The following is a 23,523-nucleotide window of genomic DNA, read 5'->3' as shown; positions in this document are numbered from 1 at the left end:
CTCATAAGTTCTTCCTAATGATGGTTTGGTTGCTTTTCATTATAGTTCTTATGGGACTTTTTGTCTGCATTCAAAAAGCTCTATAATCTCTATGGTGGTTTTACCCACTACAGAAATTATAGAGCCGAAAAAGAGCATAAGCTCTTTTTTCATTTCCCTTCCATTCTGCCAAAATGTCCTTATTTATGGTATAATAAGGCGATTATGGATGGTGAGAAACTCTAATTTAGATCGTTGAAAAAGGGTCTCATTGAACAGAATCAATAGAAAATGGGGGCGTTTCTCTTGTTTAGGAGAAACTGTAAAGAGTGCTTTCTTTATTACATGGGGTAGTAGGAGAAAAGTACTAAAATTCACAATTAAGAGGGAATAAACACATGAGTAATTACGCAATTATCCTTGCTGCGGGTAAAGGAACTCGCATGAAATCAGATCTTCCAAAAGTATTGCACAAGGTTTCAGGTATCACCATGCTTGAGCATGTTTTCCGTGCAGTTTCAGCCATTGATCCAGTTAAAAACGTTACTGTTATTGGCCATAAGGCTGAGCTTGTTCGTGAGGTTTTGGATGGTCAATCTGCCTTTACAATGCAAACAGAGCAGTTGGGGACTGGTCACGCCGTTATGATGGCTGAGGCAGAGTTGGCTGGTCTTGAAGGTCAAACCCTTGTCATTGCTGGGGATACGCCTTTGATTACAGGTGAAAGCCTCAAAAATCTTATTGACTTCCACGTTAATCACAAAAATGTTGCCACTATCCTGACAGCGACAGCGGACAATCCATTTGGCTATGGCCGTATCATCCGTAATGAAAATGGCGAAGTGACTAAGATTGTAGAGCAAAAAGATGCCAACAAGTTCGAACAACAAGTCAAAGAAATCAACACAGGGACTTATGTTTTTGACAATAAACGTCTCTTTGAAGCGTTAAAAAATATCAACACTAACAATGCGCAAGGAGAATATTATTTGACAGACGTCATTTCTATTTTCCGAGAAAATGGTGAAAAAGTAGGTGCCTTCACTCTTCGTGACTTTGAAGAAAGTCTCGGGGTTAACGACCGTGTTGCCCTAGCTACAGCAGAAGATGTTATGCGCCGTCGTATCAACAAAGCTCACATGGTCAATGGTGTTACTTTCCAAAATCCAAACGCTACTTATATCGACGTGGATGTGGAAATTGAGCCAGATGTTGTCATTGAAGCTAATGTGACACTTAAAGGACAAACTAAGATTGGTGCAGAGTCAGTGCTTACCAATGGTACCTACATTGTTGACTCTACAATCGGTGCCCACACAGTTATTACCCACTCTATGATTGAGCATTCAGTGGTTGAAGATGGTGTTACTATTGGACCATTTGCTCATGTTCGCCCTGACTCTACGCTTAAGAAAGACGTTCACATTGGGAACTTTGTTGAGGTTAAAGGCTCAACTATCGGTGAAAATACCAAGGCTGGACACTTGACTTATATTGGCAATGCGGAAGTCGGCTCTAATGTTAACTTTGGTGCAGGTACTATAACAGTCAATTACGATGGTCAACATAAGTTCAAGACACAAATTGCCGATAACGTCTTTATCGGAAGTAATTCAACCTTGATTGCTCCGCTTGAAATCGGAGATAGTGCCCTTACAGCGGCCGGTTCGACCATCACTGAAAATGTGCCAGCGGACTGTGTAGCCATTGGTCGTGGTCGTCAAGTCAATAAAGAGGGTTATGCGGTGAAGAAACCTCATCACCCAAGTCAACGATAAGGCTTTATGAAGGTCACCTAATGGCGACTTTTTAAGCATCACATCAATTAAGTGGTAAGAAAAAAGGAGGAAAGCCATGAAATACGAAGAAAAAACATTAACACGCGACTCAAAATTTAAAGGAAATATTTTTGAGGTAGCTGTAGACGAGGTCCTTTTACCAGATGGTAAGACGTCTCGTCGTGAGCTCATTTTCCATAGGGGAGCTGTGGCCGTTTTAGCGGTTACTCCAGAAGGTAAACTTGTTATTGTTAAGCAATACCGCAAGGCTATTGAAGATGTATCGTATGAAATCCCTGCGGGTAAATTGGAAGTTGGCGAGGCTGGTGATGAAAAGGATGCGGCAGCACGTGAACTTGAAGAGGAAACCCAATATCAGGGTGATTTAGAGTTGATTTATGAATTTTACACTGCCATTGGCTTTTGTAATGAGAAAATTAAACTCTATGTGGCGACTAATCTCAAACCTGTTGAGAATCCTCGCCCACTTGATGATGATGAATTCCTTGAAATTTTTGAGTTGACCTATGATGAGTGTATGGAGTTAGTGAAATCAGGTGAGATTAAAGATGCTAAAACTATTCTTGCACTCCAGTACTATGCACTCCACTTTGGGGGAAAATAAGTTATGGGGAGACCGCTGTTAACTGACGATATCATTGAGCAGGCCAAGCGTGGGGAAATTGATTTAACTGACCACCCTTCTTATCAGGGCTACGATGAAGACTTTTATGATGAGGCCTTTGATGCTGATTATGAGCCTTCTACCTACAAGAGTCGTCGGATTGAAAATGCGAAACGCAACCAGTTTCAGCACAAACTCAATCGTATTCTCTTTTGGGTAGTCGTCCTCTTGATTATCCTCTTCATCGCTGTCTTTTATTTCTAATAATAGTCTAGGCTAGTTAGGCCTAATTCTCTTATGACAAGTGATTCACGCAAGATTACAAGCTAAAAAGGAACTATATGAAAATTGGAATTATCGCTGCCATGGAGCAGGAATTGGTGCTTCTAGTGGAGCAATTGGAAAATAAGGTTGAGGAAACCATTCTTGGAAATACCTACTACACAGGACGTTTGGGCAAACACGATGTGGTTTTGGTTCAATCAGGTGTTGGTAAGGTCATGTCAGCCATGTCTGTGGCTGTTTTGGCGGACCACTTTGAAGTTGAGGCCCTCATTAATACTGGCTCTGCAGGGGCAGTAGCGCCTGGTCTAAAGATTGGTGATGTGGTCGTGGCTTCAAAGTTGGCTTATCACGATGTTGATTTGACAGCCTTTGGCTATGATTACGGCCAAATGTCTATGCAGCCACTATATTTCGAGAGTGATGCAAGCTTCGTGACGACCTTTGAGAAGGTTTTGGCTCAAGCGTCAATTGACAGTAAGATTGGTCTTATCGCTACCGGTGATAGCTTTATTGCTGGTCAGGACAAGATTGATGCCATTAAGGGGCATTTTCCAGAGGTTTTGGCTGTTGAAATGGAAGGGGCGGCTATTGCTCAGGCAGCTCACAGTGTCAAGAAACCTTTTATCGTTGTGCGTGCCATGAGTGATACAGCAGCTCACGATGCCAACCTTACCTTTGACGAATTTATTATTCAGGCAGGGAAACAATCGGCTGCCATCTTGATAGACTTTTTGGAAGAACTTGACTAAATTGTTATCACACAATCCCTAAAAGCTACAGAAATTTAACCTGAGTTTTAGGTAAATTAGAAACTATTTGACAATTATTAATTATTTTCTTCTCATAATTGAATATTTTTGAAAATATTTTATAATATCACGAAAACACTAGCAATTGAGTTTAAAAGCTTTATTGTTAGTGTTTTTTATGTGTTTTAGAAAAATTTTAGTAAAATTTAGTGCTTTTTTCTTACAAAAACAGGAAAAAGTGTTGCACAATTTACAAAAATGTTAATTAATTGTGACTTACATCTTGCAAAAAATTAGAATAGGAGTATAATGCTGGTTGGGAAAGATAAAAATGTTTTGTAAATGGAGGATATTATGAATAGGTTATTTAGTGATTCGAAGCAACGCTTTTCCATCCGTAAATTTTCAGTCGGTATTGCATCCGTTTTGATTTCAACTGCAATTTTTGGTATTGGTACAGCACAAGCCGATCAGGTGACAGAGGTTTCTAGTCAACCCGCTACAGATGTGGTGAATGTCTCAGCAAATCAGTCATCGTCAGAGGTTACAGTGCCATCAGTACCAACTACAGCAGTAAGTACTGAAAACACAGGTACATCAGTTGATGTTCCAAAGAATGTTAAAGCAGACAGTCCAGCAGCTTCATCTGTCAGTTCAGAACAGATTGAAGCTCCACATGGAAATGTGAGTAGCGAAGCATCAAATAGCTCTACAGCTTCAAATGCCACTGGTGTAACTAGTGAGCGTTCAGCTAGTGATTCAGCAAGTGTTGCTGATCACAAGTCAGCTGAACATGAAGCACCTGTAGAGGCTAAGAAATTGACGAATAGTAGTACTCCTACTAGTACTTCTGATACTCAAATAACCAAAACGGGAACTGAAATTCATGTTCAAAACCCTAATGTTGAGCTTCAATTTCCAGACGGAAATAGTATTTACTCAAGAAGTAAGGTTGTTTATCATGATATTTTATTCCCTAACGATATAGCTATTAATTCAGGTGACAAAGTTGTCTTCACTCTTCCAAGTGAATTGCAATTTAAGACAAGCTATAGTGTAAATGTTTACAACCCTAATAACGAAGTTGTTGGTATTGCTCAGGTAGATCCTAAGAATAACAGCGTTGTAACCACATTTAATCATTATTTCGAAGATCACCCTATTGGGAAATATATGAATTTAGAGTTAGATACACTCTATTCAGAAGCTCTCAAAGATGGCGAAAAATTGCACCTCAATTTCAATGGTCATGTCGTTAATGTGACAGTTGGTTCTGCAAATCCTATCCCTGGTGACGAAGTCATTGCTAAATGGGGTAGTCAGGACAAGAATGATCCAACCCTAATTAACTGGGGAATGCGTCTCAATTATGCAAGACGTGTCTTGAATAATCTTCAATTGATCGATACTTGGTCTGATAATCAAAGATTTGTTGATAATTCTTTAGAGTTGCGTTACATTGATTCTGCTGAGCCATGGGTTGATAAGGGTTCAGCTATGGAATTGATTAAGAGTTTCTCTCACGACGATACTAAATTTGAGTTAAATCTTGGTCGTTTGGACCGTATGGTTTATGTTTGGTATCAGACACGATTGACCAACCCAGCATCAGATTCTAATAATCCTACGAATAAAGTTGACCTTCATGCAGATGTTGAGTCAAAAACATATACTTCTGAAGTACGTTTGGTTGGGGGCCTTGGAAATGTCGGCGGTGAACAAGAAGTACGTTTCAATCTTGAATTAGCCAAAGAGTTGGCAGGTAGAGCCTTGAAAGATAAGGAATTTACCTTCAAATTGGTTGATATGACAGATAATAAGATGGTTGATCTTGGTGAAACAACCAATGATGCCACTGGTAAAATTATCTTCTCAAATCTTGTTCTTAACCAACCTGGTACCTACCACTATCGTGTGACAGAAGTTCCTGGTAATGATAGTGACGTCGTTTATGATAAGCTTCAAGCTGATGTGACTGTCCAAGTGGCTAGAGAAACCACAGATGGCCGAGAAAAATTAGTGGCCAAAGTGGTTTATCCAGGTGACGTTATCTTCAACAATAAATTGGTCACACCAGCCAAAGCTAAGATTCAATTTAGCAAGGAATTGAGCAAGTCAGGTGTAAATCAAGCTTTGACTGCTAATGAATTCCAATTTGTCCTCAAGGATGAAAAAGGTAATGTTGTCCAAACTGTAGGTAATACAGCAGACGGTCATGTTAACTTTAGCGAATTGACTTTCGACAAGGTTGGTACTTACAACTATACCGTTGAAGAAGTTGCAGGTAAGGATGGCGCTATCGTCTATGATACGATGAAAGCTGCTGTTTCTATCACTGTGACACGTGATGGGGATGCTCTTGTTTCAACAGTTGTTAATCCAAAAGATACTATCTTTAACAACAAGTTTGCGACTCCAGCTCAAGCCTCTATCCAGTTCAGTAAGGAATTGAGCAAAGCAGGTGTTAACCAAGCCTTGACTGCTAATGAATTCCAATTTGTCCTCAAGGATGAAAAAGGTAATGTTGTTCAAACTGTAGGTAATACAGCAGATGGTCGTGTTGCCTTTAGTAACCTTAGCTTTGAAAAACCAGGTACCTACACTTATACTGTTGAAGAAGTCAAAGGTAATAACGAAGACATCATCTATGATGGTATGAAAGCAACGGTATCAATTACCGTGACACGTGACGGAGAAGCCCTAGTATCAACCGTTACAAATCCAAAAGACACTATCTTCAATAACTATGTCAAAGAATTGAAACCAGCTAAAGCTAAATTCGTATTGACTAAAGTTCTTGCAGGTCGTCAACTTCAAGATGGTGAGTTTAGCTTCGTCCTCAAAGATGAAAAAGGTAATGTTGTCCAAACTGTGACTAACGATGCTAAAGGTAACATCAACTTTGACAGTATTAACTATGATAAACCAGGTGTTTATTACTACACTGTCGAAGAAGTCAAAGGTTACGAATCTAATGTGGTTTATGACAGCATGGTAGCTAAACTTAAAGTGACGGTTACTAAGAGTGTTGGTGATAAGGAAAACTTGCTCGTAGCAGCAGTTGTCCTTCCTTTGGATACAGAATTTAACAATAGTTACATTCCACCAAAATCTCCAAAACCACAAACACCACCAACTCCAACAAGACCACCACATGTTCCACAAAAACCATCAGTGGTTTCTACAACTTCATCAGTGAACCCACAACCAGCTAAGCCAGTTCAATCTTCTGTGAAATCAGGACCTCAACTTCCAGAAACTGGTCAAGCCAGTGATAAAGCCTTGCTTGCTCTTGGAGTGGCAGCAGAAGTAGCTGCAGTCATGGGTATAGCCTATAACCGTCGTCGTAAAGACATTTAAGGTGATAACTAAAAAACAGCTTGAAACTTTTGTTTCAAGTTGTTTTTGCTTTTTCAAGTTCGCAATTGTTATATTAGGACACGAACTCAATATAGGGAGTCTTAAGGAGTAAAATAAACTGTTTTTTGAAGATGTCAGGTGGCGTTGGAAATTCTTGAGAAATCCACAGTTGGATGATGTTAAGGATATTGAGGAGAAATAATTCTTGTAAGAAAGGCTTTGGTATTTGAAGGTCTAACTCTGTTGGACTTATATTTTCTTTGAGCCATTTTCCATAAGTGATTTGCAAGAAGCTTCGCCAACTTGGATCAGCTGCGGTCGTGTAAAGACATCTTAGCCAGGTTCTTTTAGAGTAAAGTAAGGGAATAATATTATCGCAAAAGAGTGTGATTGGATCTTTAGTGGTTAGATCCTGTTCGATATGAGAATGGATATCGGCATCAATCATTTCATGAATATACTGAATTAATTCATCATAATTGTTAAAATGATTTTGATAAATAGACTGCCTAGATATGCCTGCCTCCTTGGCAATTTGGGTTAAGGTAAAGTGAGTGCTAGAAGGGTGTTTAGAAGCGAGCGAGAAGAAGGCATTGATAATATTTTCTCTAGTTCCTTTAGGCATAAGAATCTCCTTAGTCTTTTATAATTTTATTATATTGAAATGCTTTTCAAAATCAATAGTCGTGCTAGCAAAAGAGGAATAAAAAGCTGACACCGTGTAAATTTGTGAGGCCTATCTATCCGATAAATTGAGAATTTCCTATGAGAAAGAGTAGGTTGGAAATTAGGCTTAGTTGTAGCAGTTACAGATTTAGAGATTACTTTTTTTGGGGAAAGGTCATTGACAGGACGTCATGTTTTTACTATTGATTGCACCGTTCTTGAGGCTTAATATAATTATAATACAAAGGAAAGAAGGTAATTCTGATGTTGGTTTGGCGAGTTGTGACGGTGGTGGAATTGCTTGTGTTTGCCCTTTTGGTAGCCTTTATCTTGCTTAGACCAGCAGATGCAACAGGTGTTGATAATAGCCTGACTATGCAGCTAATCAGTCTTGGTTTGATTGCCTTCTTATACTTGCCATTTCTCATAGGTCAAGTTATCTGGTACATTATCCTAAAAACAAGAAAGTCGTCTACCTCTCTCTGATGGTCAAGAGGAGGACTATTACTTTAATTGAAGAAGTTGATTGACTACTATTGCAATATCATAGAATAAAGAGGCAGAAATTGATTTTCTGTCTCTTTATATCTTTTATCGTCATGAGTTTAGTGTTTTTTCCTTGATTTTGAGAGCTTTTTAAGACTTGAGGAGCCAGCTTCCAGATGAAATTTCGTCCAAATTAGGCTATAATTGTTAATATGAAAGTTCTACTTTATCTTGAAGGAAAATCGGTTCTTGAAAAATCAGGAATTGGTCGGGCTCTCCACCATCAGATGCATGCCTTGGACTTGGCGGGGATTCCCTATACAACAGACATCTTGGGTGATTACGATGTTGTTCATATCAATACTTACGGACCACGCAGTTTGATGTTGTTGCATGCTGCCAAACGTCGTGGCAAGAAGGTCATCATGCATGGTCATTCGACACGTGAGGACTTTGAAAATTCATTCATCGGTTCCAACTTGATGGCCCCTCTTTTTGGGAAATACTTGGCCCACATGTATCAAAAGGCTGACTATGTGATTACGCCATCTGAGTATTCCAAAAAGTTGATTCAGTCTTACGGGGTAACTACGCCGATTATTGCTGTTTCAAATGGTATTGATTTGAAAAAATACGGTAAGGACCCACACAAGGAAAAAGTCTTCCGTGACTATTTTGGCATTAAGGAAGGACAGCCAGTTGTGATTTGTGCTGGCCTTTATTTTCAACGTAAGGGGATCGAAGACTTTGTCAAGGTTGCTGAGAAGATGCCGCATGTTCGATTCATCTGGTTAGGCAGTATCAGTAAGTGGTTGATTCCTAAGAAAATTCGAGACATTGTCAATGGTAAGCATCCTGATAATGTCAGCTTCCCAGGTTATTTTAAGGGGGCGGTTTTTCAGGGGGCTATGAGTGGCGCCAGTGCTTTCTTTTTCCCATCTTACGAGGAAACAGAAGGAATTGTGGTACTTGAAGCCTTTGCTAGTTATCAGCATGTGGTCTTGCGTGACATTCCAGTTTATGAGGGCTGGGTTGACGACACGGCTGCCACATTTGGACATAATGTGGATGAATTTGTAGTGGCCTTGCAAGATATTATTGATGGTAAAGTGGACAAACGTGAAGCAGGGTACAAGGTTGCGGAAAGTCGCTCGATTGATGATGTGGCTCAGAAACTTGTAGAAGCCTACAAAGAAGTATTGGAGATTTAAATGCGTATCGGATTGTTTACAGATACCTATTTTCCACAGGTATCCGGTGTTGCGACGAGCATTCGCACATTGAAGACGCAGTTGGAAAAAATGGGGCATACGGTCTTTATCTTTACAACAACTGATAAGGATGTTGATCGCTATGAGGATTGGCAGATTGTCCGTATTCCTAGTGTGCCTTTCTTTGCCTTTAAGGACCGACGTGTGGCTTATCGTGGCTTTTCTAAGGCACTGGAGATTGCCAAGCAATATAAGCTAGATATTATTCATACGCAGACTGAATTTTCTTTGGGTCTTCTTGGAATTGCGATTGCGCGTGAACTCAAGATTCCTGTCGTGCATACCTATCATACGCAATACGAGGACTACGTTCGCTACATTGCCAAGGGCATGGTGATTCGACCAAGCATGGTTAAGTACATTGTTCGTGGCTTTATGAGTGATTTGGATGGGGTCATTTGTCCGAGTGAAATTGTTTATGACCTTCTCCTTAAGTATAAGATAGCAGCTGAGAAACGTGTTATTCCAACTGGTATTGAACTTGAAAAATTCCAACGCCCAGAAATCACCGAAGAGGATAAGGAGGACTTGAGAGCCAAACTTGGTATTGCTTCTGATGAGATTATGTTGCTGAGCCTTTCTCGTATTTCTTATGAGAAAAACATTCAGGCAATCCTAGCAGCATTACCATCTGTCTTAAAGGAAGAAGAAAAGGTTCGTCTGGTTGTTGCCGGTGCTGGGCCTTATCTGGAAGACCTTAAGTCGCAGACTGCTAAACTTGGTATTGAGGACAAGGTGATTTTCACTGGTATGATTGCGCCTAGTGAAACGGCACTTTATTATAAGGCTGCTGACTTCTTTATTTCAGCATCAACCAGTGAGACTCAGGGCTTGACCTATCTGGAAGCCTTGGCAAGTGGTACCCCAGTTATTGCGCATGGTAATCTTTATTTGGATAATGTGATTACAGACCAAATGTTTGGAACACTTTATTATCATGATAATGACTTGGCGGGTGCTATTTTGGAAGCAGCCATTGCAACACCTCAAAAAGATGAGAATAAGTGGTCTAAAAAGCTCTATGAGATTTCTGCAGAAAACTTTGGAAAACGTGTTTATGAGTACTATTTGGATTTGACCATTTCTAAGGATTTCCACAATGATTTGAATGGTGAAGATAGCACCATGAAACGGTTGACTCGAATGGTGACCTATCTACCTACGAAGGCTATCACCCTGCCTGTTAACGGATCTGTTCGCATCCTCAAAGGGTCTGCCAAGCAGGTCAAGAAAATCCGCAATATTACAAGACTTTTGGATTAAGTAAGTGCTTAGCTTTTCATCGTTTTACAAAAATCTGAGAATTGCTTCATAAAAGAGATAATTAGCTTGAAAAATTACAGTTTCATGCTATAATAACGCATAGAGACATATCAGTCATGGGAAATCTTTTAGAGAGCGTGTGGTGCTGGAAATCACGCAGAGGACATGATTGGGACTACTCGATTAACTTTTTATGCAAACATAAAACGGTGGCCACGTTAGAGCCAATCAGAGGTGTAGGACAAACTCGTTTTTTGTCGTACACGAACTAAGGTGGAACCACGTTGCGACGTCCTTTTGAGGATGTCGTTTTTTATGTTGTATGAGGGTGCTTTAACAATTTTAAACTGTCTAGTTTAGCTAGGAAATTTTACTTTGTGATTCATGCTCTCTCTTTAATTACTGCAAGAGCTGTTTAGAGCACAAGGTGATATTATCTTTTTAGTTGAAGGAGAATATGATGGGGTTCAAATTTGAAGCTATCAAGGCCTACTTGATTGACCACGGTTTGGATGCTAGTCTTGCTGAGACCATGCACGCTATCTATGCTACTAGGAGAATCGGTAAGTCAACCTTTGCTAATTTCCTAATTGTTTTTACAGAAACAGAGGTTTTGATTATTTCTATAACTCTTTTAGGAAAATTAGGAGATATTATCGCCAAATTTCCTGAAGAGACGATTAAGTCTTATCAGTTTAAGAAACGCTTGTTTATTGGTTATAAACTTCGCCTATTTCTAACTGATGGTAAGGAGATAGACTTCAATGTCAACAAGATATTGATTGGAGCAGGTTGGCATAATACGGAATTGCAAAGCATCCTAGAAACAAACTACTACAACAAAAATAATTAATAGAAAGGACGAAGGGGCTCATCCTATAGAGCCCTGACATCTAAATTATGATTCACATTACTTTTCCAGATGGCGCTGTTCGTGAATTCGAATCTGGCGTTACAACTTTTGAAATTGCACAATCTATCAGCAATTCTTTGGCTAAAAAAGCTCTTGCTGGTAAATTCAACGGCAAATTGATTGACACAACTCGTGCCATCACTGAAGACGGGAGTATCGAAATCGTGACACCTGATCATGAAGATGCCCTTCCAATCTTGCGTCACTCAGCGGCTCACTTGTTTGCCCAAGCAGCTCGTCGTCTCTTCCCAGATATCCATTTGGGTGTTGGCCCAGCCATCGAAGATGGTTTCTACTACGATACGGATAATCAAGCGGGGCAAATCTCTAACGAAGACCTTCCTCGTATTGAAGAAGAAATGAAGAAAATCGTGAAAGAAAACTTCCCTTCTATTCGTGAAGAAGTGACTAAGGATGAAGCGCGTGAAATCTTCAAAAACGATCCTTACAAGTTGGAATTGATTGAAGAACACTCAGAAGACGAAGGTGGTTTGACTATCTACCGTCAAGGTGAATACGTTGACCTTTGCCGTGGCCCTCACGTGCCATCAACTGGTCGTATCCAAATCTTCCACCTCTTGAATGTTGCGGGTGCTTACTGGCGTGGAAATAGTGACAATGCCATGATGCAACGTATCTATGGTACAGCTTGGTTCGACAAAAAAGATCTTAAAACATATCTTAAACGTCTCGAAGAAGCTAAAGAACGTGACCACCGTAAACTTGGTAAAGAGCTTGATTTGTTCATGATTTCTCAAGAAGTCGGTCAGGGGCTTCCATTCTGGTTGCCAAATGGTGCGACTATCCGTCGTGAGTTGGAACGTTATATCGTTGATAAAGAAGTAGCAGCAGGCTACCAACACGTTTATACGCCACCAATTGCATCAGTTGAACTTTATAAAACTTCAGGTCACTGGGATCATTACCGTGAAGACATGTTCCCTCCAATGGATATGGGAGATGGGGAAGAATTTGTCCTTCGTCCAATGAACTGCCCACACCACATCGAAGTCTACAAACACCATGTTCACTCTTACCGTGAATTGCCAATCCGTATCGCTGAAATCGGTATGATGCACCGTTATGAAAAATCAGGTGCCCTTACAGGTCTTCAACGTGTTCGTGAAATGTCACTTAACGATGGACATACTTTCGTTGCTCCAGAACAAATCGAAGATGAATTCAAGAAAATCCTTCAATTGATTATTGATGTTTATGAAGACTTTAACTTAACGGATTACCGTTTCCGTTTGTCTTATCGTGACCCTGCAGATAAGCACAAATACTTTGACAATGATGAAATGTGGGAAAATGCGCAACGCATGTTGAAAGCGGCTGTTGATGATATGGGTGTTGAGTACTATGAAGCCGAAGGAGAAGCAGCCTTCTATGGACCAAAATTGGATATCCAAGTTAAAACTGCTCTTGGAAAAGAAGAAACTCTTTCTACTATTCAGTTGGACTTCTTGCTTCCAGAACGTTTTGACCTTCACTACATCGGAGCTGATGGTGAAGAACACCGTCCAGTCATGATTCACCGTGGGGTTATCTCAACTATGGAACGCTTCACAGCTATTCTGATTGAAAACTACAAGGGTGCTTTCCCAACATGGCTTGCCCCTCACCAAGTAACCCTTATTCCAGTATCTAACGAAAAACACGTGGACTACGCATGGGAAGTGGCTAAGGAACTTCGTGATCGTGGTGTCCGTGCCGAAGTAGATGAACGTAATGAAAAAATGCAGTTCAAGATTCGTGCTTCTCAAACGCAAAAAATTCCTTACCAATTGATTGTTGGTGACAAGGAAATGGAAGATGGAACTGTTAACGTTCGTCGTTATGGTCAAAAACAAACACACACTGAGACTGTTTCAGAATTTGTAGAGAATATCCTTGCTGATATCGCTCGCAAATCACGCCCAGATGCCGAATAAATAAAGGGTCGGTTAGCTAAGCTAACTGACTTTTTAGTAGGATAAACCATGCCTGTTTTTATGAAAAGACTTTTATTTCTGCTGGGGGCATTCCTAGTCTTATTACTAACTAGCTTTACCTATCATAGATTAGCCTTGCAAAGAGAAAAGGCCTCTCTAACACCTAAAGGTCAACTGGTAGCTGTCAATGGACACAAAATGAGCGTCTTGGTAAAAGGAAACGGTCCGCAAACCCTAGTTTTTCTCTCTGGTGCTGGAACGGCTTCACCGATCTTAGATTTTAAAGATGTGTATGATGGGCTTTCAGACAAGTATAGAATAGTCCTTGTTGAAAGAGCTGGTTATGGTTACAGTGAGGACACGTCTCAGTCAAGGGATGTTGCTGTAGTCCTTTCTGAAACACGTCAAGCACTTGCCAAAGCTCATGTGTCAGGTCCCTATATCGTGATCTCTCATTCAATGGCCTCATTAGAAACGCTCCTCTGGCAGGAAAACTACCCGAGTGAAGTAAAAGCTGTTGTTGGTCTTGATTGGGCCTTTCCAGAAAGTTATTCCCATTTGAAGAGGCATCCTCAGATGTTGCGTCTGGCCCGTTGGGGAAGTCAATTAGGTCTGCTAAGATTACTGCCGAGACAATTATATATGCCCAATGAGAATCTAAGTGATAGTGACCGCCGTCTCTATCAAAAAATAGCTTACAGACAACTCTTGTCGCAAGCTATGTTAAATGAGAGCCTGTGTGTTAAAGAAAATGCTAAAAAGGTGAACTCCACTAGCATCAAGTCACAAATGCCCGTGCTACTCATGGTCTCTAATGGAAAAGGGACAGGATTCAGTCAGGAGCAGTGGCGACACTATGCGACCAGTTTTGCGAAGAATCAGGAAAATATCGAACTAGCGTTTTATGATGCTCCTCATTATTTCTACCACTATCAGACCAAAGAAGTGATTAGAAGCATAGAGGATTTCATACAAGAGACAACTGATTAAATGATTGAGGAGAGATGTGATGCTCATTGGTTCAAAAGCCTTTAATTGCTTATGGAAGGAATGGCAGGAAGAACACCAACCATTGCAAGTACTTCAGTTATTGCTGGCTTATATAGAGATGCCAGAAGACCTATCTGGGGAACTTAAAGAAACCCAAGACTTATTATCTTATTTTGATCCTGACTTGGCACCTCATGATTCCTTTTGGAAGGATATTGTTAGGTTAGTAGATTTGGCTTTTCCTGGCGATAGCTTGTCTCAGGAAGGCCTTGTAGAGCGCCAAATTCATCAGCTACGTTACCTGATTTCGAGTCAACAGGCCCAGTATGTGCGGAGGCATTATAAAAAGTCAGGGATGACAGACAAAGAGGCTTTGGCTGCCTATCTCAGATGGAAGCCATTTACCATGTTTGATCAGGGGCGTTTGCACCAGAAGATTGCTGTCCGTGATGAGAAGGTGGTTTATCCTGATGGGATTCCAAGTATCAATCTCAAGATTCTCCTTTATAATCGCATAGAGTTTATTTTGGATAGTCAGGGAAATTTTCTCAATGAGGTTGATGCTGAGAAGGTGACGGAGAGTGGCGTGGTTAATGGCGCCAGTTTCAACTATGGCAATTATAAGCGCCATTGGCAACTGGATGTGGAACCAGTCCAACCACATGATCCTGACTATCGTAATCGGATGACAAAGGGCTTTCGATCTCCTAACAAATTGAGAAAGAAGTGGGGACGGAAAGCGCCCGAACAGTTTGATAAATCTTTCTACAATCCAGAAGGTATCTATGCCCAATCTCATAGGTCTTTGGCAAATGATGTCAAACGCCAAGCCAGAGCTTTTCTCGCTATGGTTTATGGCTTCAAACCGTTCCATACAAAGTAATCAAAGGAGTTTAATATGTCTAAACAACCCCAAAATAATAAGGGAACGGCGGTCCTAGGATCGCTAGTCTTTATGGCCTTATACGCCTTAGGTATTTGGCACAATGCTGTCCGAGGAAATATTCCCTTTCTCATTATTTGGAGTGTCTTACTCCTTGTTAATATCAGCTATCTGATTTTCCGCTTGAAAAAATAAAAAATAAGACAGACCTGAATTATTGTGTATTCAGGTCTGGCTTATTTTTGTATATTCAATTATAGCTTACCACTTGCTTTCTTCTGGGATAATAATCCAGCAAATGATGTAGAAAAGAAAACCTGTTCCGAATAAGAAAATCGCTGCGGCCCAGATGAGGCGAATAATGACAGGGTCAATTTCAAGATAATTGGCGATACCAGAACAAACACCGGCGATGATCTTGTTGTTTGGATCTCGTCTGAGTTCTTTTTTCATATGATTTACCTCCGTATGGCCTTATTATATCATAACTATTTGAAACCTAGTATTAGTTTTAAGGAAGCATGAAATAGACGATTCCCATGTATTGAAGGGCTGAAGCCAACATGATAAAGAGGTGCCAAATCATGTGGAAGTATGGCTTTTTCTTAGCATAGAAAGCTGCGCCAACCGTGTATGACAATCCTCCAGCCAGCATGAGTCCCCAAAAGGCAGGTCCTGTCTTAGTGACGATAGCTGGAATAATGAAGATAACCAACCATCCCATCATCAGATAGAGGAAGAGAGAGAACTTTTCATTGATTTTTTTGGCAAAGATTTTGTAGAGAATACCAAAAATCGTTGTTCCCCATTGGAGGATGATGATGCTGTAACCTAGCCAACCGCCAACTAGCGAGAGGGCAACAGGCGTATAGCTCCCAGCAATGGCAATGTAAATCATGCTGTGGTCAATGATACGTAGGACCATTTTGTGGGGTGAGTTGTAATCCATGGCATGGTAGATGGCTGAGCTCAAAAACATGAGGAAGAGGCTGATGACGAAAACAGACATTCCTACAGCAGCAGTCATGCCATAACCGTTGTTGGCATGGACGGCAGTGATTGGCAATAGGACCAGCATGGCTATAGCTCCGACAGCATGAGTCACGCTATTAGCCACTTCCTCACCAAAGCTAAGTTTTTTACTGAGTTTGAGGTTGGGAGAAGTATTAAAAGTAGCAGTATTAGACATTGTTTCCTCCTTCAAGGTCGTTCAAAAGTTGATGGGTAGCTCGGTAGCACTGTAGGGTCTGACAGGCCGATAAGATGACTTGCGGTGCATCCTGGGGAATTTGACCATTCATGCAGGCGACAAAGTCATTGTAGTAGGCCTTCTGGCTTTCAGCATCTGTTCGTAGAATTTCCAAGGTTTTCGCAATCTCAGAAATCTCAAAAACGGTCTTTAGACTCGTAATCACAATAAGTCTGGCTACTTGAGCAGCATTGTATTTTTTCTTGATAGGTTTTGCGACATGGCCATGCTTGACATAATTATTGACCATAGAGGCGGTTAGCCCCTTGTCGTTTGGTCCCAAAGTGCTCTGGGTGACCTGATTGACATAGAGCAAAACCTGATCCAAATAGAGTTCAATCTCTGGTAATTCCTCCCAGAGAGGGTAGTGTTGTGTTGTCAAATTATAAAAACCTCTTTATCTAGTTTTCATAACTAGATTATAACATTATAGAAATTCAAGTCAAGTCAGAACTCGTGAGACATAAAAAAGATGTTGAAATAATATATCCAACATCTTTATTATTTATTCGATAAGATTATGTGATTTTTTGGACTATTCTTCTATCACTTTTATGAGTTTCTAAGTTTCTCTAGAATTGCTTGAGCAGTTTCCTGATTCATATGTTTGGCCTTGAGAAGCTCAGTCAAAACTTGAGGCATTTCTTCGGGACTAGCTCCGGCTAACAGGGCCAGAGATTTAGCTTGGAGTTTCATATGCCCTGCTTGGATTCCTGTTGAGGTCAATGCTTTCAGGGCAGCCAGATTTTGGGCCAGTCCAAGAGAGACGATGATACTGGCAAGGGTTCTGGCATCTGGGTGGTTCAACAAGTCATAGGCAATAGATACACTCGGATTAAGTCCAATAGAACCACCACGGGTTGCAATAGGCATGGGTAGGGTTAATTCTCCCACCAGTTCCTTAGCCTCCTGATCATAGGTCCATGTAGATAGGCCACGGTAGCTACCATCCTTGCTAGCATAGGCGTGGCTTCCCGCCTCAACTGCTCGCCAATCATTTCCAGTTGCGATAACTAGGGCATCAATACCATTGGAAATTCCCTTATTATGGGTAGCTGCTCGATAAGGGTCCACCTGAGCCAGTTGGCTGGCCAGTTCCATCTTCTTGGCTAGGTCATGGGCTTCTTCCTTATTTCGACTGAGGAAGCGTGTGCTAAGACGGCAAGTCGCTGTCACAAGGCTTTCGGTAGCTAGATTTGAGAGAATGGCCATGAGGCTTTGACCTTGGGAGAGATTTTCCAATTCTGGTACCAGCGCTTCCATCATGGTGTTGACCATATTGGCTCCCATGGCTTCTTGGGTATCAACGGCTAGATAGACAATGAGGAAGTCTCCCTTGATATCAGTCCAGAGCTTGCGTGGCCCTCCCCCACGTTTAACGATAGAAGGGTGGGCTTCTTTAGCAATCTCTATAAGCTCTTGACTAGCTGCATGAATTTTACTTGAAGCAGTGGCTTTATCGGGGACATCAAAGAGGGCGACTTGCCCAATCATCTGACGGTCATGAATCGTTGTTGTGAAACCGCCAGAGCGCTTAATGAGCTTATTGGCATAAGAAGCAGCAGCTACAACAGAAGGCTCCTCAGTAACCATGGGAACCTGATAGGTCACGCCATCGACCAACACATCTGGGCAAATGGCAAAGGGAAGTGTAAAGCGACCAATGACATTTTCAGCCATTTGATTGGCGGTTTCAAGAGAAAGTTGTTGATCATTATCCAGAAGGTTTTGATTTTCCTGAGACAAAAGAGCATTATTTTTCAAATGCTCTTTGCGTTCTTGCGGTGTCTTCTTGGAAAAACCTGTCCAAGAGAGTTTAGTCATATTAATTTCCTTTATAGATACGTTGGTGTTCAGAGATTTCAGTCAGTCGGAAAGGGCCAGTTTGATATTCAGCGAATTGGGTAGAACCAGTGTCATCTAACTGAGCTTCTTCATAGAAAAGTTTTTCATAGTCGGCAACACTTAACTTTTGACGTTTAGCAAAGGTATCCAGACGATTGGAATGAAGCAGGTCCTTGTAGCCTTCAACCAGATATCCTGAGAAAATTTCAGAGACAGCTCCAGAACCATAAGAGAAGAAGCCAATCTTGTCTCCAGATTTAAGGTCTTGCGACTGTTCAAGCAAGGAAAGAAGTCCAAGATAAAGTGACCCTGTATAGATATTCCCGATTTGACGACTATAGGTAATAGAAGCTTCGAAGTTACTTGTGAGACGCTCTTTATTCTCTGGGTTCAAATCTTTTGGAATGATTTTATTAAGTCCTTTAAGCGCCAATTTGGGATAAGGAAGGTGAAGGCAAAATGCTGCGAAATCAGCAAAATCGGCTTGATGACGTTCTTGATAAGCTACCCAAGTTGTCTTTAAACTATCAAGGTACTGCTTGGTTGAATAAATGCCTTGAACAAAAGGCGTTGAACTATAGTTTGGACGCCAGAAGTCCATGACATCGCGGGTTTGTGCCACATTGTCATCAGCAAGCTCCAAGATACGAGGATCCTGACTGACTAGCATAGCTACGGCACCAGCTCCCTGAGTAGACTCCCCAGAGGAACCTACACCATAACGGGCGATATCACTAGCGATAACCAGAGCCTTGCTATCTGGATGGGCTGCTACATGTAATTTAGCGTAGTTCAGTCCAGCAGTTGCAGCATAGCAGGCTTCCTTCATTTCAAAAGAACGGGCAAAAGGTTGAATATTGAGAAGACTGTGGACATAAACTGCAGCAGCCTTTGATTGGTCAATGGAAGACTCGGTCGCCACAATGACCATATCAATGGCTTTCTTGTCTTCGTCACTTAAAATGTCAGTGGCTGCATCAGAAGCAAGTGTCACGATATCTTCTGTAATCGGTGTAATGCTAGTTGCATCAAGCATCAACCCCTTGCTGAATTTTTCCGGCTCTGCCCCACGGGCAAGAGCTAGATCCGCCATGTTTAGAACATATTGACTGGTCGCAAAACCAATCTTGTCAATTCCAATAGACATATGATGTTTCCTTTTTTCTTCATTGTAGAGCATCCAGAGGATACTAATCTATAGTGATTTTACCATAAAAGAGCGCTTTCGCCTTGAAAAAACTTTGATAGTTAGTAATATCTTATTTTTTGATAAGGGCTAGAGGATTTTACAAGATTTTCCTTGGGGGAACATGACCCTTTTGTTTCTCATTTGAAGCAGAATAAGGTAAAATTGAAATGATACTCTATTATTTTTTTTAGCTATGTTAGAAAAGTAAAATTGTTGTTAGAGATTGAAATCATTGCGAACGTTAAGTGAGACTTTCCGCTGTGAGAGCAGTGTCTGTAAATAAAGTGTTTTGTTTACAGACACTCGGAATTTTTGAGACCATAGGCTCAAAAATTAGTCTTGAAACTTCGAAGAAGTTTGTAGACTTCCGTAAACACTTAAGGAAAGTCTCAAAAAATACTTTGTTTTTAAATAGAATAAAGAGGATAATCATGACAAAAGCAGATACTATTTTTAAAGAAAATATCACTAAAATCATGGAAGAAGGTGTTTGGTCGGAGCAAGCACGTCCCAAATACAAGGATGGTACTACGGCCAATTCCAAATACATCACAGGTTCTTTTGCAGAATATGATTTAAGTAAGGGAGAGTTTCCAATTACGACTCTTCGTCCTATCGCTATCAAATCTGCCATCAAAGAAGTGTTCTGGATTTATCAAGACCAGACAAACAGCTTAGATGTCCTTGAAGATAAGTATAATGTCCACTATTGGAATGATTGGGAAGTTGAAGACGTGCCTGCTAATAATGGGGACAAGCGTTCAATTGGTCAGCGTTATGGGGCGGTTGTTAAGAAACACGACATCATTAATCGTTTACTAGCCCAGTTAGAGGCCAATCCTTGGAATCGCCGTAATGTCATTTCTCTTTGGGATTATGAAGCCTTCGAGGAGACAGCGGGGCTTCAGCCTTGTGCCTTTCAGACCATGTTTGACGTTCGTCGTGTGGGTGAGGACATTTATTTGGATGCGACCTTGACGCAACGTTCTAACGATATGTTGGTGGCCCATCATATTAATGCCATGCAGTATGTGGCCCTTCAGATGATGATTGCCAAGCATTTTGGCTGGAAAATTGGTAAGTTCTTTTATTTTGTCAATAACCTCCATGTTTATGACAATCAATTTGAGCAAGCCGAGGAACTTCTCAAGCGTCAACCGTCTGACTGCCAACCACGCTTGATCCTTAATGTTCCTGATGGAACTAATTTTTTCGATATCAAACCAGAAGATTTTGAATTGGTGGACTATGATCCTGTTAAACCCCAACTCAAATTTGACTTAGCAATTTAATAAATGCTTATGATTTAAGCCCATAAAGAGCTGGCAAAGTTTTTCCAAGCTCTTTTTCTCTTTTTTTGTTAGAATGGATTGTAAACGTAAAAAGAAAAGGAAATACTGTGTCTAAACAACTCATCGCTATTTGGGCGGAAGCTCATAACCATGTTATTGGGAAGAATCACACCATGCCTTGGCACTTACCTGCTGAACTGGCACATTTCAAAAAAACAACCATGGGTTCAGCTATTCTTATGGGGCGTGTGACCTTTGATGGTATGAATCGCCGTTGTCTACCAGGACGTGAAACCTTGATTTTGACACGAGACAAGGACTTTAGCTGTGAGGGTGTGAGAGTGGTGACTAGTGTTGAGGAAGCTCTAGCTTGGTTTGAACAGCAAGATAAGGACCTCTATATTGCTGGCGGTGCTGGTGTCTACAAGGCTTTTGATGGTCACTATGATGCACTCGTTAAGACAACTATCGAGGCTGATTTAGAGGGAGACACGTATTTTCCACAACTAGATATGACGGCATTTAAAGAGGTATCACGACATCTAGTGGTTAAGGATGATAAAAATGCCTATGATTTTAGCGTAAGTCGCTATGAAAAAGAAGGAGACTAGGTTCATGCAACGTAGTGTTTTTGGATTATTTACTGCATTATTGGGAGTACTATGTGTATTGTCCGCCATCCCTGCCTTTCGTAAGAAACGTTATGGTTTAGCAGTTTTTCTCTTATTAAATGCTTTTACTAACCTTGTCAATACTATTCACGCCTTCTATGGCACCCTATTTTAGAAAAGAGTGAGGAATAAATGGCTGGAAATCGTAATGAAGAAATGGTTTATTGTTCGTTTTGCGGCAAAAACCAAGAAGAAGTAAAGAAAATTATCGCCGGCAATGGCGTTTTCATCTGTAATGAATGTGTGGCCTTGTCACAAGAAATTATTCGTGAAGAAATGGCAGAGGAAGTTTTGGCTGACTTGGCTGAAACACCAAAGCCAAAAGAACTTTTAGATATTTTGAACAACTATGTCGTAGGGCAAGATCGTGCTAAACGTGCCTTGGCAGTAGCTGTTTACAACCACTATAAACGTATCAATTTCACCGAAAGTCGTGAAGACAACGAAGTGGAACTGCAAAAATCAAATATTCTTATGATTGGACCAACAGGTTCAGGGAAGACTTTCTTAGCTCAGACTTTGGCTCGTAGTTTGAATGTACCTTTTGCAATTGCTGATGCCACTTCATTGACAGAGGCAGGTTATGTGGGTGAGGATGTGGAAAATATCCTCCTCAAACTCATTCAAGCCGCAGATTTCAATATTGAACGTGCGGAACGTGGTATCATCTATGTCGATGAGATTGATAAAATTGCCAAAAAAGGTGAGAATGTTTCCATCACTCGTGACGTTTCAGGTGAAGGGGTTCAACAAGCCCTCTTGAAAATTATTGAAGGAACAGTGGCCAGTGTTCCCCCTCAAGGTGGTCGTAAACACCCTAACCAAGAGATGATTCAAATCGATACGAAGAATATTCTCTTCATCGTGGGTGGTGCTTTTGATGGTATCGAAGATATCGTTAAGCAGCGTCTGGGTGAGAAAATCATTGGTTTTGGTCAAAATAATAAGGCAATTGATGATGATTCATCCTATATGCAAGAAATCGTCGCTGAAGATATCCAAAAATTCGGTCTTATCCCTGAGTTTATCGGACGTTTGCCAGTCCTCGCTGCCCTTGAACAGTTAACAGTTGATGACTTGGTTCGTATCTTGACAGAGCCAAGAAATGCCTTAGTTAAACAGTATCAAACTCTCTTGTCTTATGATGGTGTTGAACTTGAGTTTGATCAGGAGGCACTTGGGGCTATTGCAAGCAAGGCAATCGAACGTAAGACAGGTGCTCGTGGACTTCGCTCTATCATTGAAGAAGTCATGATGGATGTCATGTTTGAAATTCCGAGTCAGGAAGATGTCACAAAGGTTCGCATCACCAAAGAAGCTGTCGATGGCACTGCTTCACCGATTATGGAAACGGTGTAAAGGGGGATGTATGGCTGAAGAACAAGTCTTAAATACCCATAATGCCGAGATTCTTCTCAGTGCAGCAAATAAGAGCCATTACCCACAAGATGACCTGCCTGAAGTTGCCCTTGCAGGACGTTCAAATGTTGGTAAATCAAGCTTTATCAACACACTTCTTGGTCGTAAAAACCTAGCACGTACTTCTGGAAAACCTGGAAAAACACAATTGCTTAATTTCTACAATATTGACGACAAGTTACGCTTTGTGGATGTTCCAGGCTACGGTTATGCCCGTGTTTCCAAAAAAGAACGTGCCAAATGGGGGAAAATGATTGAGGAATACCTCGTGACTCGAGACAATCTTCGTGTGGTGGTCAGCCTGGTTGACCTTCGACATGAACCAACCCAGGACGATATCCAAATGTATGAATTTCTCAAGTATTATGAAATTCCAGTTATTGTCGTAGCGACTAAGGCTGACAAGATTCCTCGTGGAAAATGGAACAAGCACGAATCCGTCATAAAGAAAAAACTTAATTTCGATAAAAATGACCATTTCATCGTCTTTTCATCTGTCACACGTGACGGTTATGATGAAGCATGGGATACGATTTTGTCAGAATTGTAGGCTCTTTGTCAACTGTAGTGGGTGACGAAAAGCTAACATCTAGAGAGAACCTGATAGGTTTTCTCTTTTTGTATGTTCAGAGTGATGAAAACACGCTTCCTAAAGTTAATAAAGTTTCTAAAACCG

The 23,523-nt window shown here is 40.9% G+C and carries 24 protein-coding genes; 18 read left to right on the top strand and 6 right to left on the bottom strand.

Translation table 11 applies throughout. The features are described from left to right. Window positions 1-377: 377 nt before the first annotated feature. The 5 genes from glmU to PCY14_RS09570 all read left to right on the top strand — a co-directional run bounded on the left by glmU (window position 378) and on the right by PCY14_RS09570 (window position 6,776). Complete coding sequence (gene glmU, locus PCY14_RS09590; protein ID WP_301363473.1) at window positions 378-1,757, top strand: bifunctional UDP-N-acetylglucosamine diphosphorylase/glucosamine-1-phosphate N-acetyltransferase GlmU; 1,380 nt, start codon at window positions 378-380, stop codon at window positions 1,755-1,757. 76 nt (window positions 1,758-1,833) lie between these two features. Next, a complete protein-coding gene (locus PCY14_RS09585; RefSeq protein WP_002889100.1) occupies window positions 1,834-2,382 on the top strand; it encodes an NUDIX hydrolase in 549 nt (182 codons plus the stop codon). Window positions 2,383-2,385: 3 nt separating this feature from the next. After that, entirely contained in the window at window positions 2,386-2,646 is a 261-nt protein-coding gene (gene macP / locus PCY14_RS09580) for a cell wall synthase accessory phosphoprotein MacP (RefSeq protein WP_002889099.1), read from the top strand. Between the two features lie 77 nt (window positions 2,647-2,723). Further along, window positions 2,724-3,416 (top strand): 5'-methylthioadenosine/adenosylhomocysteine nucleosidase, encoded by a 693-nt coding sequence (locus PCY14_RS09575; RefSeq protein WP_021145811.1) that lies wholly within the window; start codon window positions 2,724-2,726, stop codon window positions 3,414-3,416. Window positions 3,417-3,770: 354 nt separating this feature from the next. Then, window positions 3,771-6,776, top strand: a complete 3,006-nt coding sequence (locus tag PCY14_RS09570) for an FctA domain-containing protein (protein WP_301363472.1) — start codon at window positions 3,771-3,773, stop codon at window positions 6,774-6,776. A 73-nt stretch (window positions 6,777-6,849) separates the two neighbouring features. Here PCY14_RS09570 and PCY14_RS09565 read toward each other — a convergent pair whose 3' ends face one another. Then, window positions 6,850-7,401 (bottom strand): TetR/AcrR family transcriptional regulator, encoded by a 552-nt coding sequence (locus PCY14_RS09565; RefSeq protein WP_021145809.1) that lies wholly within the window; start codon window positions 7,399-7,401, stop codon window positions 6,850-6,852. Between the two features lie 305 nt (window positions 7,402-7,706). On the opposite strand from PCY14_RS09565, the gene PCY14_RS09560 reads away from it, so the two are divergent. The 8 genes from PCY14_RS09560 to PCY14_RS09525 all read left to right on the top strand — a co-directional run bounded on the left by PCY14_RS09560 (window position 7,707) and on the right by PCY14_RS09525 (window position 15,377). Beyond that, a complete protein-coding gene (locus tag PCY14_RS09560; protein WP_021152180.1) occupies window positions 7,707-7,928 on the top strand; it encodes a DUF3923 family protein in 222 nt (73 codons plus the stop codon). A 212-nt stretch (window positions 7,929-8,140) separates the two neighbouring features. After that, a complete protein-coding gene (locus PCY14_RS09555; protein WP_021152179.1) occupies window positions 8,141-9,139 on the top strand; it encodes a glycosyltransferase family 4 protein in 999 nt (332 codons plus the stop codon). Then, window positions 9,140-10,462, top strand: coding sequence for a glycosyltransferase family 4 protein (locus tag PCY14_RS09550; RefSeq protein WP_021152178.1), 1,323 nt, complete (start codon window positions 9,140-9,142; stop codon window positions 10,460-10,462). A gap of 460 nt (window positions 10,463-10,922) precedes the next feature. Beyond that, window positions 10,923-11,315: a hypothetical protein gene (locus PCY14_RS09545; protein ID WP_021152177.1), complete on the top strand. Its 393-nt coding sequence runs from the start codon at window positions 10,923-10,925 to the stop codon at window positions 11,313-11,315. Window positions 11,316-11,362: 47 nt separating this feature from the next. Continuing rightward, entirely contained in the window at window positions 11,363-13,309 is a 1,947-nt protein-coding gene (thrS, locus tag PCY14_RS09540; RefSeq protein ID WP_021145805.1) for a threonine--tRNA ligase, read from the top strand. Window positions 13,310-13,357: 48 nt separating this feature from the next. Further along, window positions 13,358-14,299, top strand: coding sequence for an alpha/beta hydrolase (locus PCY14_RS09535; RefSeq protein ID WP_021145804.1), 942 nt, complete (start codon window positions 13,358-13,360; stop codon window positions 14,297-14,299). Between the two features lie 19 nt (window positions 14,300-14,318). Next, window positions 14,319-15,182, top strand: coding sequence for a DUF3114 domain-containing protein (locus PCY14_RS09530; RefSeq protein WP_301363471.1), 864 nt, complete (start codon window positions 14,319-14,321; stop codon window positions 15,180-15,182). A gap of 15 nt (window positions 15,183-15,197) precedes the next feature. Beyond that, the gene (locus PCY14_RS09525; protein ID WP_301363470.1) at window positions 15,198-15,377 is read left to right on the top strand and encodes a hypothetical protein; all 180 of its coding nucleotides are present in this window, start codon (window positions 15,198-15,200) and stop codon (window positions 15,375-15,377) included. A gap of 66 nt (window positions 15,378-15,443) precedes the next feature. On the opposite strand, the gene PCY14_RS09520 is transcribed toward PCY14_RS09525, so the two are convergent. The 5 genes from PCY14_RS09520 to PCY14_RS09500 all read right to left on the bottom strand — a co-directional run bounded on the left by PCY14_RS09520 (window position 15,444) and on the right by PCY14_RS09500 (window position 19,423). Next, the gene (locus PCY14_RS09520) at window positions 15,444-15,635 is read right to left on the bottom strand and encodes a PspC domain-containing protein (RefSeq protein WP_008534062.1); all 192 of its coding nucleotides are present in this window, start codon (window positions 15,633-15,635) and stop codon (window positions 15,444-15,446) included. 58 nt (window positions 15,636-15,693) lie between these two features. Continuing rightward, window positions 15,694-16,371, bottom strand: a complete 678-nt coding sequence (locus tag PCY14_RS09515) for a hemolysin III family protein (RefSeq protein ID WP_021152174.1) — start codon at window positions 16,369-16,371, stop codon at window positions 15,694-15,696. After that, the gene (locus tag PCY14_RS09510; protein ID WP_008534065.1) at window positions 16,364-16,813 is read right to left on the bottom strand and encodes a DUF1836 domain-containing protein; all 450 of its coding nucleotides are present in this window, start codon (window positions 16,811-16,813) and stop codon (window positions 16,364-16,366) included. The genes PCY14_RS09515 and PCY14_RS09510 overlap by 8 nt, the downstream gene beginning before the upstream one ends. Before the next feature lie 170 nt (window positions 16,814-16,983). Next, a complete protein-coding gene (locus PCY14_RS09505; protein WP_301363469.1) occupies window positions 16,984-18,255 on the bottom strand; it encodes a hydroxymethylglutaryl-CoA reductase, degradative in 1,272 nt (423 codons plus the stop codon). Window position 18,256: 1 nt separating this feature from the next. Next, window positions 18,257-19,423, bottom strand: coding sequence for a hydroxymethylglutaryl-CoA synthase (locus tag PCY14_RS09500; protein ID WP_301363468.1), 1,167 nt, complete (start codon window positions 19,421-19,423; stop codon window positions 18,257-18,259). A 473-nt stretch (window positions 19,424-19,896) separates the two neighbouring features. On the opposite strand from PCY14_RS09500, the gene PCY14_RS09495 reads away from it, so the two are divergent. The 5 genes from PCY14_RS09495 (at window position 19,897) to yihA (ending at window position 23,397) form a co-directional block, all read left to right on the top strand. Further along, a complete protein-coding gene (locus PCY14_RS09495) occupies window positions 19,897-20,757 on the top strand; it encodes a thymidylate synthase (RefSeq protein ID WP_021145798.1) in 861 nt (286 codons plus the stop codon). A 107-nt stretch (window positions 20,758-20,864) separates the two neighbouring features. Then, window positions 20,865-21,368, top strand: coding sequence for a dihydrofolate reductase (locus PCY14_RS09490; RefSeq protein WP_002889081.1), 504 nt, complete (start codon window positions 20,865-20,867; stop codon window positions 21,366-21,368). 4 nt (window positions 21,369-21,372) lie between these two features. Continuing rightward, window positions 21,373-21,543 carry a hypothetical protein gene (locus tag PCY14_RS09485; protein ID WP_008534072.1) on the top strand — a complete coding sequence of 57 codons (171 nt, stop codon included), beginning with the start codon at window positions 21,373-21,375 and terminating at the stop codon, window positions 21,541-21,543. Window positions 21,544-21,560: 17 nt separating this feature from the next. Beyond that, window positions 21,561-22,787 carry an ATP-dependent Clp protease ATP-binding subunit ClpX gene (gene clpX / locus PCY14_RS09480; protein WP_008534073.1) on the top strand — a complete coding sequence of 409 codons (1,227 nt, stop codon included), beginning with the start codon at window positions 21,561-21,563 and terminating at the stop codon, window positions 22,785-22,787. Window positions 22,788-22,797: 10 nt separating this feature from the next. Next, window positions 22,798-23,397, top strand: coding sequence for a ribosome biogenesis GTP-binding protein YihA/YsxC (gene yihA, locus PCY14_RS09475; protein WP_008534074.1), 600 nt, complete (start codon window positions 22,798-22,800; stop codon window positions 23,395-23,397). Window positions 23,398-23,523: the final 126 nt, after the last annotated feature.

This window comes from Streptococcus sp. SV2 (assembly GCF_030440175.1).
Taxonomy (GTDB): domain Bacteria; phylum Bacillota; class Bacilli; order Lactobacillales; family Streptococcaceae; genus Streptococcus; species Streptococcus raffinosi.
The sequence above is the reverse complement of the archived record's forward strand: the minus strand, read 5'-3'. Positions and strand labels throughout refer to the sequence as shown.

What these genes read in the sequence shown, in the direction of transcription:
- glmU (WP_301363473.1), top strand. Translation starts at nt 378, where the DNA reads ATGAGTAATTACGCAATTATCCTTGCTGCGGGTAAAGGAACTCGCATG.
- PCY14_RS09585 (WP_002889100.1), top strand. Translation starts at nt 1,834, where the DNA reads ATGAAATACGAAGAAAAAACATTAACACGCGACTCAAAATTTAAAGGA.
- macP (WP_002889099.1), top strand. Translation starts at nt 2,386, where the DNA reads ATGGGGAGACCGCTGTTAACTGACGATATCATTGAGCAGGCCAAGCGT.
- PCY14_RS09575 (WP_021145811.1), top strand. Translation starts at nt 2,724, where the DNA reads ATGAAAATTGGAATTATCGCTGCCATGGAGCAGGAATTGGTGCTTCTA.
- PCY14_RS09570 (WP_301363472.1), top strand. Translation starts at nt 3,771, where the DNA reads ATGAATAGGTTATTTAGTGATTCGAAGCAACGCTTTTCCATCCGTAAA.
- PCY14_RS09565 (WP_021145809.1), bottom strand. Translation starts at nt 7,401, where the DNA reads ATGCCTAAAGGAACTAGAGAAAATATTATCAATGCCTTCTTCTCGCTC.
- PCY14_RS09560 (WP_021152180.1), top strand. Translation starts at nt 7,707, where the DNA reads ATGTTGGTTTGGCGAGTTGTGACGGTGGTGGAATTGCTTGTGTTTGCC.
- PCY14_RS09555 (WP_021152179.1), top strand. Translation starts at nt 8,141, where the DNA reads ATGAAAGTTCTACTTTATCTTGAAGGAAAATCGGTTCTTGAAAAATCA.
- PCY14_RS09550 (WP_021152178.1), top strand. Translation starts at nt 9,140, where the DNA reads ATGCGTATCGGATTGTTTACAGATACCTATTTTCCACAGGTATCCGGT.
- PCY14_RS09545 (WP_021152177.1), top strand. Translation starts at nt 10,923, where the DNA reads ATGGGGTTCAAATTTGAAGCTATCAAGGCCTACTTGATTGACCACGGT.
- thrS (WP_021145805.1), top strand. Translation starts at nt 11,363, where the DNA reads ATGATTCACATTACTTTTCCAGATGGCGCTGTTCGTGAATTCGAATCT.
- PCY14_RS09535 (WP_021145804.1), top strand. Translation starts at nt 13,358, where the DNA reads ATGCCTGTTTTTATGAAAAGACTTTTATTTCTGCTGGGGGCATTCCTA.
- PCY14_RS09530 (WP_301363471.1), top strand. Translation starts at nt 14,319, where the DNA reads ATGCTCATTGGTTCAAAAGCCTTTAATTGCTTATGGAAGGAATGGCAG.
- PCY14_RS09525 (WP_301363470.1), top strand. Translation starts at nt 15,198, where the DNA reads ATGTCTAAACAACCCCAAAATAATAAGGGAACGGCGGTCCTAGGATCG.
- PCY14_RS09520 (WP_008534062.1), bottom strand. Translation starts at nt 15,635, where the DNA reads ATGAAAAAAGAACTCAGACGAGATCCAAACAACAAGATCATCGCCGGT.
- PCY14_RS09515 (WP_021152174.1), bottom strand. Translation starts at nt 16,371, where the DNA reads ATGTCTAATACTGCTACTTTTAATACTTCTCCCAACCTCAAACTCAGT.
- PCY14_RS09505 (WP_301363469.1), bottom strand. Translation starts at nt 18,255, where the DNA reads ATGACTAAACTCTCTTGGACAGGTTTTTCCAAGAAGACACCGCAAGAA.
- PCY14_RS09500 (WP_301363468.1), bottom strand. Translation starts at nt 19,423, where the DNA reads ATGTCTATTGGAATTGACAAGATTGGTTTTGCGACCAGTCAATATGTT.
- PCY14_RS09495 (WP_021145798.1), top strand. Translation starts at nt 19,897, where the DNA reads ATGACAAAAGCAGATACTATTTTTAAAGAAAATATCACTAAAATCATG.
- PCY14_RS09485 (WP_008534072.1), top strand. Translation starts at nt 21,373, where the DNA reads ATGCAACGTAGTGTTTTTGGATTATTTACTGCATTATTGGGAGTACTA.
- clpX (WP_008534073.1), top strand. Translation starts at nt 21,561, where the DNA reads ATGGCTGGAAATCGTAATGAAGAAATGGTTTATTGTTCGTTTTGCGGC.
- yihA (WP_008534074.1), top strand. Translation starts at nt 22,798, where the DNA reads ATGGCTGAAGAACAAGTCTTAAATACCCATAATGCCGAGATTCTTCTC.